Origin of the sequence: Haladaptatus sp. AB643 (genome assembly GCF_024136975.1) — an archaeon.
Taxonomy (GTDB): Archaea; Halobacteriota; Halobacteria; order Halobacteriales; family Haladaptataceae; genus Haladaptatus.
Map to the genome: position 1 here is coordinate 586799 of NZ_JAMYJW010000001.1, position 12728 is coordinate 599526.

General features: G+C 60.7%; 15 protein-coding genes. 7 read left to right on the forward strand and 8 right to left on the reverse strand.

Annotation, left to right across the window (positions count from 1 at the left end; genetic code table 11):
- On the reverse strand, positions 1-1647 hold the full coding sequence (locus NKF25_RS02940) for an alkaline phosphatase family protein (protein ID WP_253225225.1): 1647 nt from the start codon (positions 1645-1647) through the stop codon (positions 1-3).
- Between the two features lie 516 nt (positions 1648-2163).
- On the opposite strand from NKF25_RS02940, the gene NKF25_RS02945 reads away from it, so the two are divergent.
- The 6 genes from NKF25_RS02945 to NKF25_RS02970 all read left to right on the forward strand — a co-directional run bounded on the left by NKF25_RS02945 (position 2164) and on the right by NKF25_RS02970 (position 8164).
- A complete protein-coding gene (locus tag NKF25_RS02945; RefSeq protein ID WP_253225226.1) occupies positions 2164-3045 on the forward strand; it encodes a twin-arginine translocation signal domain-containing protein in 882 nt (293 codons plus the stop codon).
- A 452-nt stretch (positions 3046-3497) separates the two neighbouring features.
- On the forward strand, positions 3498-4157 hold the full coding sequence (locus NKF25_RS02950; RefSeq protein WP_253225227.1) for a TrkA family potassium uptake protein: 660 nt from the start codon (positions 3498-3500) through the stop codon (positions 4155-4157).
- A gap of 561 nt (positions 4158-4718) precedes the next feature.
- Positions 4719-5312, forward strand: a complete 594-nt coding sequence (locus tag NKF25_RS02955; RefSeq protein ID WP_253225228.1) for a dihydrodipicolinate synthase family protein — start codon at positions 4719-4721, stop codon at positions 5310-5312.
- 16 nt (positions 5313-5328) lie between these two features.
- Positions 5329-5586: a dihydrodipicolinate synthase family protein gene (locus NKF25_RS02960; protein WP_253225229.1), complete on the forward strand. Its 258-nt coding sequence runs from the start codon at positions 5329-5331 to the stop codon at positions 5584-5586.
- Between the two features lie 189 nt (positions 5587-5775).
- Positions 5776-7602 carry an LEA type 2 family protein gene (locus NKF25_RS02965; RefSeq protein WP_253225230.1) on the forward strand — a complete coding sequence of 609 codons (1827 nt, stop codon included), beginning with the start codon at positions 5776-5778 and terminating at the stop codon, positions 7600-7602.
- 91 nt (positions 7603-7693) lie between these two features.
- Positions 7694-8164, forward strand: a complete 471-nt coding sequence (locus NKF25_RS02970) for a hypothetical protein (RefSeq protein ID WP_253225231.1) — start codon at positions 7694-7696, stop codon at positions 8162-8164.
- Between the two features lie 39 nt (positions 8165-8203).
- On the opposite strand, the gene NKF25_RS02975 is transcribed toward NKF25_RS02970, so the two are convergent.
- Entirely contained in the window at positions 8204-8314 is a 111-nt protein-coding gene (locus NKF25_RS02975; RefSeq protein WP_253225232.1) for a PGF-CTERM sorting domain-containing protein, read from the reverse strand.
- Positions 8315-8433: 119 nt separating this feature from the next.
- On the opposite strand from NKF25_RS02975, the gene NKF25_RS02980 reads away from it, so the two are divergent.
- On the forward strand, positions 8434-8904 hold the full coding sequence (locus NKF25_RS02980; RefSeq protein WP_253225233.1) for a hypothetical protein: 471 nt from the start codon (positions 8434-8436) through the stop codon (positions 8902-8904).
- A 25-nt stretch (positions 8905-8929) separates the two neighbouring features.
- Here NKF25_RS02980 and NKF25_RS02985 read toward each other — a convergent pair whose 3' ends face one another.
- The 6 genes from NKF25_RS02985 to NKF25_RS03010 all read right to left on the reverse strand — a co-directional run bounded on the left by NKF25_RS02985 (position 8930) and on the right by NKF25_RS03010 (position 12720).
- On the reverse strand, positions 8930-9466 hold the full coding sequence (locus tag NKF25_RS02985) for an XTP/dITP diphosphatase (RefSeq protein WP_253225234.1): 537 nt from the start codon (positions 9464-9466) through the stop codon (positions 8930-8932).
- Positions 9467-9505: 39 nt separating this feature from the next.
- Positions 9506-9778: a DUF5808 domain-containing protein gene (locus tag NKF25_RS02990; protein ID WP_253225235.1), complete on the reverse strand. Its 273-nt coding sequence runs from the start codon at positions 9776-9778 to the stop codon at positions 9506-9508.
- A gap of 128 nt (positions 9779-9906) precedes the next feature.
- Entirely contained in the window at positions 9907-11526 is a 1620-nt protein-coding gene (locus NKF25_RS02995; RefSeq protein WP_253225236.1) for a bifunctional N(6)-L-threonylcarbamoyladenine synthase/serine/threonine protein kinase, read from the reverse strand.
- Entirely contained in the window at positions 11527-11661 is a 135-nt protein-coding gene (locus tag NKF25_RS03000) for a 30S ribosomal protein S27ae (protein ID WP_253225237.1), read from the reverse strand.
- On the reverse strand, positions 11661-11984 hold the full coding sequence (locus tag NKF25_RS03005; protein ID WP_066140930.1) for a 30S ribosomal protein S24e: 324 nt from the start codon (positions 11982-11984) through the stop codon (positions 11661-11663). The genes NKF25_RS03000 and NKF25_RS03005 overlap by 1 nt, the downstream gene beginning before the upstream one ends.
- Positions 11985-12063: 79 nt before the next feature.
- Complete coding sequence (locus NKF25_RS03010; RefSeq protein ID WP_253225238.1) at positions 12064-12720, reverse strand: hypothetical protein; 657 nt, start codon at positions 12718-12720, stop codon at positions 12064-12066.
- Between the last annotated feature and the right edge of the window lie 8 nt (positions 12721-12728).

A 12728-nucleotide genomic window follows, 5' to 3' on the forward strand; every position in this document is an offset into this window, starting at 1 on the left:
TTACAGGTAGCCGAGGTCCTCCAGTCGCGAGGTCACGTCGCCTTCCGTCTCGACCGTTTCCGTCGATCCGTACTCGATATCGCGGTACGAAGACCGCTCCACTGGCAACGTTACCATCCCCTGTGGAACGTGTCCGGTCATCCGGTCGGGAACGTCCAACCCGGCGGAAGCCATGACGATCGGAGCGACGTCCGTCAGCGAGAGTCGTTCGGGGTTGACGGAGGGATCGAACGACGGTCCGGTGCCGATGAAGACGCCGTCGGGTTTGTGGTTGTATTCGTCTACAGGGAGGAACCGCTCGCCGACGAGTCCCGGAAGGACGAGGTGGTTCATGTCCTTCGGCATGAAGACGACGTCCGGTCCGCTTCCCGGGTCCGGGTCGTGGTTTACGTTTTCTGCCCTGTCGACGAAGTCGAACGCCAACCGTCCGTCCGGCGTTCTGACCGACGAGAGGAGTTCGATCAACTCCGACCGAACGGCTTCGTACTCGGATTGCGGAACGACACCGCTGGGGTCTCTCCCTTCGAGGTTGATACGGATACCGAGTTCACCGAGCGCCCGACAGTACGCCTTCGACTGACGCCAATCGACGGTTCGTTCGGCCGCCGAGCGAACGTTGCTCGGGACGAGGCGTTTCAGTTCTTCCTCCAATCCGATATGTTGAGCCACGGTGAGCACCTTCGCCGGGGTTAAGCCGACCTTACCGAGCCCGGTAATCCCCATTGAGGCTGCGCGTTCTATCGGACTGTTTTCAGTATCGTCGCGTACTTCCTCGTCCGGGTTAACGATCGATTGTTTAACCGAACTGAGACTGGTTCCGTAGTTGTTCCCGGTCGAATCCTCCCGGACGAAGCCGTGCTCTCGGAGAATCTCGTTCACGAACAGTTTGTACCCGTTCGTGACACCCATCCCGTGGTCCGAGCAGACGACGATGTTGGCATCGGAGGCACACTGCTGAACGGTGCCGACGAGTTCATCGGCGGCCCGGTAAACCCGCCGAAACGCGCTTCGTTCGTCGAAATTGTGAAAAACTGCATCCGTCTTTTGGACTTGGATAATCGCCACGCGCCACTCGTAGTTCGTCAGTAAATATTCTGCCGCGCGCGCACGCATGCCAACGAGGTCAGCATATCCATCGAGTTTGCGTTCCTTGTCGCTCACCATCTCCGCTTGTGAGTAGATGGTGTACTCCTCGCCGAGCGCGTCGGACAACTCGCCTCTGATGTCCTTCGGATAGCCATCGGCGTCCTCCGATGCGAGGTATCCCGGAACGAGGACTCCGTTCAGCGGCTCCGCAGGATGCGTGACCGGGACGTTGAGCACGATGGATGGCTCGTCGATGGAAGTGAGGTAGTTCCAAATCGCCGGTTGCTGTACGTCGTTGCGAGTGATGATGTTCGCCTCGTCCGGATACGTGTCCTCGTAGTCGAAGAACCCGTACGCGTCGTGCCGACTCGGGTCGGTCCCCGTGTACATTGACGGCCACGCGCTTCCGGTCCACGGTGGATGTGTCGAACGAAGTGGTGCGTCGATACCCGTGGAACGGAGACGGCCGAAATTCGGCAGTTCATCCGCAAATTCGTCGAGATACTCGAAAGAAAGCGCATCGAATCCGAGCACGACGGTACGTGATCCGTCGGAAGTCACCGCTCCCACCTCACGACGGAACGCGTATCGATGATTCGATGCGTCGAGGATGTCGTTCTGACCCCGATCCGCCCAACGACTCGCCGATGTATACTGTCGAGAGGATGGAGGTGCCGATGTTCAGATGCTCCGCTCATTCACATCGTACACCCCCTTCGTGGTACTTTGTTATACTCTACAGCCCCGCTTGTAAGCGAAGCCTATGCGTATCACCGCACCTGCCTGAATAAATCATCAAGAATCTATCTGGAATTTTCCCCTGGCCGGTGACGCTGGCCACGAGTAAGCTGTAGATACTCATTTCGCTCCGGGTGTACTCCGGTAACGAGAGGTATCTCCGATCACGTATCACAAGAGAACCGCTCTCGTGTACGATTTCGACTATCTCGGTATTTCAGCGTCGATCCTGTGGTAATGGGTCACAACGTCGTATCATGGGTCTCCTTATAAATTGTTAGTACTACATTGAAAGAGAATCGCTACACTTTTACCATACCAACCTCACGTTGAACCTGCATGGCACGCGAATTCGAAAACGACACAACCGACAATGGATCGTTTCTGAAACGACGTTCGTTCCTGAAGGCGGCCGGTACCGCAGTGGCCGCGACAGGGGCAGTAGGCGTCAGTTCAGTGGCGAGTGCGAAAGGGTATGATACGATTACCGTCCCCGCTGGCCAGCAAAAGGCGATCGAAGTCGGCGACGGAGAAACGTTCGAAAACACGCTTATCGATCTCACCGCCGAAGGTGCCGGAGTCGCGTTCACGACGAGCGGAAGCGGATGGACGATTCGCAACGTCGGTATCAAGGGACAGGACAGCGGCCAGTCCTACATCATGATGCCCGGCGTCGAATCGCCGGACGGTCACGGTCTCATCGAAAACGTCTACATGGGCGACGGTACGAAGCCCGGAAAAAGCGGAGGCGGCATGTGGGTCAACGCCAACCTCCCGCACCAGGGCGTCATCACGGTTCGTCGCACGCACGTAGCAAAGACTGTCAACAACGGTCTGTACGCGTCGGGTCCGGGGAAACAGGGAGCGAAAGGAATTACGAACGTCGAGGATTCGTACTTCCACTCGAACAACATCTCCAACATCCGCCTGAACGCGAAGGGTGACCGAACACCGTACGTCAAGAATACGGTCGTAAAAGTCGACGATAAGACGCCCGTCTGTGGCGAGAACTGCTCGGCACCCGGTACGGTCAACAACCGTGGTGTCTGGTCGTGGTACGGTACGACGAAGGTCATCAACTCCGACATCCAGGGTGGCTTTGCCACCACGGACGGCGGAGACTTCAAAACGAAGAACACCAAGACCGGTAAACAGGCGGACACGACGCCCCCGAAGGGCGTCCCGATGTCGGCTGAAGAGGCCGTGAAAGGCCACAAATAACGAGAATTTGAGTTCGCCAGTCTCTTTCCTTTTCTATCTATTCCCATTTTGTCGCGGATCGCAGACGGTCAACGATCGTTGACGCTCCCCCGAACGAACGAGTGCAACGACAGCGAACGAGCGTCACGACGGGATGATCGTCGCATTCGATGGACGTCAGTCGACTCCACGTCCGCGGACGTAATCGAACGGGGAGAACCACCATCGTCGGTGGAAAGCCCTACGCCAGTAGCAACGGAAGCGGAATCCATGACTGAAGGCGAATAGGTGACGGAAGCAGAATCGGTGATAGAAGCAGCATCCGTAACGGAAATAGAATCCGCGACGGAAACGAAATTCGTGTCGAAGTCGGACCGTACGAACTTCGTGAAGCGTACCGACGCTTCGACCTTTTTGTCAACCCACCTTCACCGACCGTGACGTTTTTGTCGTCGGTCGCGTTCTGAAACAGTATGCGATTTGTTATCGTTGGGTATGGTCGTGTCGGGATCCGGACCGCACAGATACTCTCGGAGGAGGGTCACGAGGTCGTCGTCATCGATGACGACCCCGACAAAGTTGATCGTGCGCGAGAGGACGGCTTCGATGTCGTCGAAGGGGACGGGTCGGACGAGGACGTACTGACCGAGGCGGGCATCGAGTCGGCGGACGCCATCGGCGGACTGACGGGTGACTTGAACGTCAACTTCGCGGCGTGCATGGTCGGCAAGCATCACGGTTGTCGAACCGTCATGCGCATCGACGAGGACTACCGGGAGGAGATCTACCAGAAGTTCGCGGACGACGTGGACGACGTGATCTACCCCGAGCGCCTCGGTGCGGCAGGGGCGAAAACCGCGCTTCTCGGCGGCGACTTCGACGTCATCGCCGACTTGACCGAAAACCTCCAGTTGACGACGATGACGATTCCGGACGACTCGCCGCTGGTCGGAACGCGCGTTCAGGCGGTCGAACTCCCCACGAACGCACGGATCTACGCACACGGTCGAAACCGCGAGCGGATGACCATTCCGCTGCCGGGAACGAAGCTCGAAGCGGGAGACCGTGTCGCGCTCATCGCTTCACGCGAGGCGCTTCCGGCGGTACGCGACCGGCTCCAAGCGACTGCTTGAGAACGGGTTCGAGTATCGAAATCGGAGAAATCGCTCGTCGGTCGTATCGAAGCGAAAAACGATTGGGCAGCGCGGGGTTCTAGGGCCGTCCGGGACGAGAACTTTCGTGGGGGGGGTTGGTGACACTGTAACGGGAAGCCAACCCGTCGCCAGAGCCCCCGGCCCCGCCGGAGACCCACCGCGAGACTGCGACACGCTTCGCGCCCGAGCCGTCGGGCGCAACTGTACGAATGAGCGGACACCACTTTGTTATGAACCGTTTGCACCCGGTACAGGTACTCTTTGTTACGATCAGGATGTGTCTACGGACGAGTGGACGTCTCCTAAAACGGAAGAGGGGGAGTGTCGAACGGGATTGGAGAGCGGAACGGGATGGGAGAGCGGGGTACAGGGGCGATGTGGGTGGTGTGTGCCGGGCGCGCAGAGTGGGAGGATGGGAGAGAGGGTGTTGTGCGCGCCCATTTTCGGATGGGAACGGCGAGAACTTAAAACCGCGTCAGACACCCGTGAGACACTACCGCTCCCCCCGATTTCATACGCTCTCCGGGAGAGATGACTGCCATGCACGGAACTGGAGTACCGCTATTGACGCCGTTCGACCGGGAAGGAATCCTCCAAGAAAACGACCTCCGTGAACTCGTCGCGTGGGTCCAAGAGCGTGGCGTGGACTTCATCGTCCCGTGCGGGTCGAACAGCGAAGCGGAACTGATGAGCGTCGAGGAGCGTGCCCGCGTGGTCGAAATCGTGGTCGAGGAGGCGGACGTTCCAGTGCTGGCCGGAACGGGCCATCCGGGCTTTCACGAGACGCTCCGTCAAACGTCCCTCGCGGCGGAGGCGGGAGCCGACGCGGCGCTCGTGGTGACGCCGTTTTACTACGGCCACGACGACGAGTCGATGGCCGACTACTACCGTTCGGTTGCCGACGAGAGCCCCCTGCCGGTGTACCTCTACAGCGTCCCGGCCTACACGAATGTCGTCCTGTCGCCCGAAGTGGTCGATGAACTCGCCGACCACGAGAACATCGCCGGAATGAAGGATTCGAGTGGAAACCTCACGCGTCTCCAACGCGAGCGTGCCCGAACCGAGCACGCCGATTTCGATCTGTTCGTCGGAAGCGGGGGGGGTCTACGCCCCCGCACTCGACGCCGGGGCTGACGGCGGTATCCTCGGCTTGGCGAACGTCGTACCCGAGCGCGCCAGCGAAATCCATCGTCTTCACCGGGGCGGACACGGAGAACAGGCCCGACAGTTGAACGCCAGCCTCGTGGAACTGAACCATGCGGTCACGAGCGAATACGGCGTCCCCGGGGCCAAAGCGGCCATGGCGGAACGCGGCGCACCGGCCGGGGAACCCCGCAGTCCTCACCGACCGGCATCCGAGGAGGTTCGAGCGGAAATCATCGACCTCGTCGGTGCCGCCGAGCACTGATCTGTCCTCTTTCTCAATTTGACACGTTTCGTTGATCTTGGGTATGTCATATCCAATTTCGTTGTCGTGATGGCGGGTGATACCCGCTCTTGTACTGGATAATTACAGGTAAAGTTACTTGGTGGTGGCTGCGAATTGACCGGATAATGAACTGTGGGACAAAAGACATATATGTTAGGAGAGTAGACAATGGCGATTCGTAGCCTCCTCGGAAAACTGCTCGTGGGAGTGATGACGGTCCTCCTCGTGAGCGCTGGCGGACTGGGCGTGGCGCTCACGTCCGGAATCGTGACGGTCGGGCAACCGAGCGTCGACAACGTCGACGCCGCGTGGGGCGGCGTCAGCGCGAAGACGACCGAAATTCGGACGAACATCGACGTGAACAATCCCAGTTCGGTCGGGATGCCGGGTGTCGCGGACCTCGATTATCGGGTGGACATGAACGACGTGACCGTGGCGAACGGGAAAAAGGAGAACATCGGATTACCGTCCGGACGGTCCACGATTTCGATGAAGACACGCATGGACAACCGAAAGATACCGGCGTGGTGGGCGAGCCACATCAACAACGGCGAGAAGACGACGGTCAGTATCTCGCCGACGGTCAGCGTTCCGCTGTATTCGAAGCGACTTCCCGCACAGAAACGGACGTTCCGGACCGACCTGCTCAGCGCGTTCGACAGCAACGAGACGCGTACGATGACCGCTGGAAACCGGGAAATCCTGCGGGTGACGAAAACGAACGCATCGTGGGGACACGCCACGACGGAGCGGACGCCGCTGTCCGTCAACGCGACCGTCGAGAACCCGACCAGCGGCGAGGTGGTCTTCTCACAGTTGGGATATACGATCACGATGAACAACGTGACCGTCGCCAACGGAACGACCGACGGCGAGGTACACATGAAACCGGGGAAGACGACCACGTTCGGTATCGACTCGACGTTCGACAACGGCAAACTGCCGGAGTGGTGGGAAAACCACGTGGAGAACGGCGAGAAGACGACGATGGACGTGCAGTTTTACGCGGTCATGCACGACAACGGAACCACGCAAAACGTCGACCTCCCATTCCTGAGCAAGCGTATCGTCTTTACGACCGACGTACTCGGTAGCGGGAAGACGACGACGAAGGTCGTTCCACGCGACGGAAACTCGTCGTTCGCGCCGCCCGAACTCGAATCCGTCGAGAGTAACTGGATCGTTCCTGCGACGGGTGACACCGGCGTTCGAACCCGAGCGACCGTCGTAAACCCGAACGAACCGGGGTCGGTGTTCGCAAAGCACCTCTCGGTCGATGCGGGGTATCGCGTGTCGATGAACGACGTCCCGCTGGTCGAGGGTGAGACGGCCCGCCAAATCGAGTCAGGAAAAACACATCTCGACTTTACCGAAAGGATCTCTGATGAGAAGATCCAACGCTGGTGGGTCAGTCACGTCAACAACGGCGAGAGGACCGACCGCGTTATCGAGCGTAACGTGACCGTGGATGCCGGGTTTGCCCGACTGCCCGTCGGTGGCAAAGCCGACCGGGGAACGATAACGACCGATATGCTCGGCCCCGTCGATTCGACGTCGAGTCAGTCGTTCTCGGTCGCCGGGCAGGAGATCGGACGAATCTCCGATGTGCAGGCGAACTGGGGCCACGCGACGATGGAGAAGACACCCATCGACGCATCCGCGACCGTCGAAAACGATCGGAGTCAGTCGATTCATATCGTCGAAGTCGGATCACGTGTGACGATGAACGGCATCGTCCTTTCGGACGAATCGAGGCAGAAATCCGTCGAGGTCCGCCCGCACAGCGAGGCGACGATTCGGGATACGATGACCCTCGACAACTCGAAACTCGGCCCGTGGTGGAAGACACACCTTCAGAATGGTGAGAAGAGCACGCTCGAAGTCAGCTATTACGTCGTCGTCGAATACCACGGCTACACCGAACGGATCGATCTCGATTCGCTGAACTACCGGAAGACGGTGACCACGAACATCCTCGGAAACTCGACGGCCTGAGACACGTTCGTCCTGTTTCCGTGTTGATTTCCAGCCACACGTTCGTAATTCCCGACGCAATTTATTTGTGTGTGAAGGTAAATACTCGCGTATGCCTTCGAGACGTGCCGTGCTAGCATCCCTGTCGGCCGCCGTGGTGGGCGGGGGTCTCGCTGGCTGTTCCGCGTTTGCATCCGTCGGTGGATTCGTCCGAAAGAAGGAGATAACCGGCAAACGTCGAACCAGCGGCGGTCTTCGTGACGAAACCATCGTCAGCGTCGGGCTAACGAAACCGAGCGACGAACCGATAATGGACGTCGCGAAGGAGTGGGCTGACCGCTTTTCCAACCCGGGGGAGTTACACGTCTCGACTACGCTCAACGACCTCCTACGGGACGAATACGAGGAGTTCGGCTACGTCATCGGCGTCTGTAGCAAGGATTGGTCGGGTGGTGGTGACCGGATCGGGTGTTACACCGCCTCCACGAAACGCGAGGACTTCAACCGGGCACAGGTCGGGGACCACGTGAAAGCCAGTTACTCCGATTCGTCCATCGAGATTCACGGCGTCGAAGGGACGTAACGTCCGAGCGAGCGAAAAATAAGTGCGTGTTTTTGGAATTCAGTCGCGCCGGGCGAGCAGTGCCACTGCGGCGAGCGCGACGACTGCGACACCGATGCCGAAACCGGGTTGGCCAGATTCACTCTTCGATTCCTTCACCCGTTCATCCATACCAGTTTTCCCGTTCGGCCACACACGTCGAACCATGACGTGGCGCGACCTGTTCGACCGAGCAGCGCGGTTCGAAACGGACATCGAGACGATTCGGAAGACGCTCGCGGAGCGACGCGATGAGTGACCCAAATCCCGCCCGCCTCGCCGTCGATGCCGACGTGTTGGCGGCGGACGTACTCGTCGGCGGCAGTGCCCGCGAGGCGATGGACATCGTCCGTGCACACTCGTGGGTCGAACTCGTCGCCAGCAACGAACTACTCGACGATGCCGAGGAAGTCATCCGTGAACTGGCCGACGACGAGTTGGCCGATGACTGGCGAGAAACGGTCGAGGATCTGCGAATCGAGGTGGAACAGACACCCGGAGACCATCCCGCCCTCGCCAGTGCACACGCGGGCAACGCGGCCCACATCCTCTCCTACGACGACTCCCTGCGGAGCGCGGAAACGGCAAGTGCGCTTCAGGGCCGGATTCCGGTCAGCGTGAAGCGCCCCGACGGGTTCGTGACCCTGTTCGACCCCGAGAGCCTGTACGACGCGGTGGTCGGCGGGGAGTACCCGGGGCCGGACCACGATTCGCGGGAGTAACTGCAAACGTCGAAAACGACCCTCGCTACCTCTCAGCCAACCAGTCCGCGAACTTCGCCAGTGCGCGGCCGCGGTGTGAGATGGCGTTTTTCTCCTCGGTGCTCATCTCCGCGAGCGTCTTCCCTTCGTGTTCGAAGATGGGATCGTAGCCGAATCCGCCGTCGCCGCGGGGCGCGACGAGCGTGCCCGGAACCGCGCCGGAGAACGTCTCGGCGGTCTCGCCGTCGTAGTACGCGACGACACAGCGGAAGTGTGCGCGGCGGTTCTCCTCCCCCTCCGCGAGTTGCCACACGCGCTCGACGCCGAGAGTGTCCTCGACGTAGGCCGAGTACGGTCCCGGAAACCCGCCGACGGAATCGATGAACAGTCCCGCGTCGTCCACGATTATCGGGTCGTCGTCGCCCGTCTCCTCGAACGCCTCGCGCGCGCCGTGGAGCGCGATTTCGGCGAGGTCGTCGCTCTGGACTTCCGTGTAGTCGTAGTCGATCTGGCGAACCTCGTCGTCCAGATACTCGCGTGCCTCCCGAACCTTTCCCTCGTTGCCGGTGACGAATCGAATCATACGCGAGAGAGGGATGTGCGGGGAAAAAGAAGCGTCGAATCAGTCGTCGTCGACGATGACTTCGACGGGTTCGTTCTCGGCTTCGGACTTGCCTTCCTTCTCGCTCTCCAAGTAGAACATCAGGCCGGCGACGGCGAGGATGACCCACGAGCGCCAGTTGGCGAGGTTGAGCGTGTAGCCGACGCCGAACGGTTTCTCGACGAGCATTCCCTCGCCCGGCTTCCAGTACGCCGAGAGCATTCGCCCGACGCTGGGGCGTTCGAAGTTGTACGGGACACCGAAGAGCGTTCCTGACGTTTCTTTGTCGGACATGTGATAGACATTGTCCGCACCTATTATAGCGTTTGGGGCATCGGATTGCAAGGCGACGGAGGGTCCGTTTCGGATGTCGTTCGGGAGTCGATACGGACGAAGAAGCGGATTCGAAAACGAGTTCGTTCTCACTGATACCGGCCGCGGCCTTCGATCTCACGGAGTTGGTCGAGAACGAGGTCGTCGCCGGTCTCCTCGTAGGCGGATTCGAACTCGCGCTGGAGGTCCTCCGCGTCGTCGGCGGTCCCGGCGAGGCTCTGGCTGAAGACGTGCAGATCCATCGCGTAGTCCTCCACGTCGTCCGAGTAGTAGCCCAGTCCGAAGTCGATGGCGTAGGTTCGGTCGGCCGAACACCGGAAGTTCCGCGTCGTCGGGTCGCCGTGAACGATACCCTCGCGGTGGAGCGTGCCGAGGTGACGGCCCACGTCCCGCACGCGGTCGGCGGTGAGTTCGTCGCGCAAATCCGCCTCGCCGACGCGTTCGAACTCGATGGAAAATTCGGCGAGATCGATGTCGTAGACGACCGGCGTCGGGACGCCAGCGCGTCGGGCGTCGCTCGTCAGGCGCGCTTCGAGCGTCGTGCGCTCCTTGCGAAGCGTCGCGTCGAGTTCGGGATGGCGGTAGGATTTGGGCGTCCGGCGCTTTTCGACGCGCTCGGGACCGATGTCCACAGTCGCTTCCGCGCCGCGAACCTCGCGCTCGTCGGGGTGCCGAAGCACGTCGGGGGCTTCCGTCCCACGCCACGACACGGCGACTTGATCCGGGCGGAAGTTCGAGTTTACCGCGGATTCGGCAACCGGAATCGTGTCGCCCGCCGCGACCATCTCCGCGCCGAGCACCGCGATCATTCCGGCGTTGTCGCTCAAAAAGCGCGGTTCCGGCGCGTAGAACTTCGCCCCGCGCTGCTCGCACATCTCGGCGAGCATCTCGCGCAGTCGAGCGTTGTTTCCGACACCGCCGCCGAGGACGAGTTCGTCCCGGCCGGTCAGCGAGAGGGCGCGCTCGGCCACCTCGGTCAGCATGGCGAAGATGTTCTCCTGCAGGGAAAAGCACACGTCCGGAATCTCGTGACCGTCGTCGACGGCCTGCTTCGCCGCGCTCATGATTCCCGAAAACGAGAAATCCATCCCCTTCACGACGTACGGCATGTCGATGTACTCGCCGTCCGCGGCGGCCTGCTCGACTTTCGGTCCGCCGGGGTGTGACCACCCGACGTGGCGCGTGAACTTGTCGATGGCGTTGCCGACGCCCGTGTCCATCGTTTCCCCGAGGACGCGGTACCGGCCGTTTCGGTAGCCCAGCACGTGAGCGTTGGCACCGCTCGCGTTCAGACAGACGGGCGAGTCGAACCCGGATCGTTGCCGCCCGATTTCGAGGTGGGCGACCATGTGATTCACGCCGACCAGCGGCACGTCCAACGTCTGTGAGAGCGCGCGGGCCGCCGTCCCGACGATACGCAGACACGGGCCGAGGCCCGGGCCGCGCGAGAAGGCGACGGCATCAACGGGCGACGCCCGTTTGCTCGATGAGCGAAGCTCATCGGTGTCGATATCACCGTCGGCCTCGGAGAGTGCCGTTTCGATGACGCGCGGAATCGCCTCGCTCATGTGCTCGGCGGCTTCGCGCGGATGAATGCCGCCGCTCTCCGGTTGGTAGGCGTCGGTTTCGATAAAAACGGAATCGGTGTTCGAATCGTAGACGGACGCGCTGGCCGCCCACGCGGTACCCTCAACGCCGAGGATTCGCATTTACTTCCACTCGGTGTAGCTGCACTTGCCACAGTGAAGCCGGTCACCGTGGTCCGCGAGGAACGTGTCGCCACAGCGCGGGCACTGCTCGCGCTCGGTCGTGCCGTCGTCGTTGTAGAGTTCGTTTCGCGCCATTATTCAGCCTCCTCGGCTTCCGGTTCCGCCTCGCCCTCGGAGTCGGCCGTGATCTTGTTTCGTTCGAGCATGTACTCCTGCTCGACGTCACGGGCGTGTTCGGAGCTGTCGTAGACCTTCGCGTAGCCGACGGTCTTTCGCATCCCGAACTTCGTGTTCATCTCGTGAACGACGACTTCGTCCGCGTTCTTGTCGAGTTTCGCCGCGAGGCTGTCGCGCACCGAGAGGCGCGAGGGCGTTGCCTCGTCGTGAACGATCTGGAACCGCACTTCAGTCCGGTGGAGCATTGGATTTTGCTCCTGTGAGAGGATTTCGACTTCCATGTGTAACACTCAGTTATAGTGTTCTTCTCCCCGAAGCGTGTAAAAGGATTTCGAAGTGGGCGATTCCACTGGAACGCGATTACAGTGGAAGCCACGGCGAACGGAGGTCGTGATGGGGAAAATGCCACCGCTCCTCCCGTCCTGCCTCGACGCGATATTCGATGACGCCGTCGAACAGCGGTTCGAGGGCCGTCACGAGTTCGTGGTCGTACGGTCGCGGCAGGACGTAGTGACCCATCCCGTTCGCGCCGCGGACTTGCCCACCGACGATGCCGAGGAACTGCCGAACGAGCGTCGGATCGTACCGGGTCAACATCGACCCGAGCGAGTCGAGGCCGAGTCGGAGTTCGCCCGGTTGAAAGTTCCTCGACCCCTCGAACGACGTTATCGTCTCCGAAATAGAACTAGTGAGCTCCCGAATCCCCGAATCGACATCGACGACCGGCGCGGAAATGTGGGGTGGTATCGACACGCCTTCGTGTGAGATGACGGTGGCGTTCTCGTCCAACGCCGTCGTCGGCAATCGTTCGTACACCACTGTCCGTGGCGTTCCCGAGAGAACGGCAACGCGAAATCGACGCTCTTCGGGGTCGCCGAACAGCTTTCGGCTTGCCGCTGAGAGCACGGAATCCGGAACGGAACCGACGAGTAGGAGGTTACACCCCTCCCGTTTCAACCGCTGGAGCGTTCGCTCGAACTCCAGCGCACGCGTCTCGTCGGTTCCACTTTTCCGCATCGTGATAC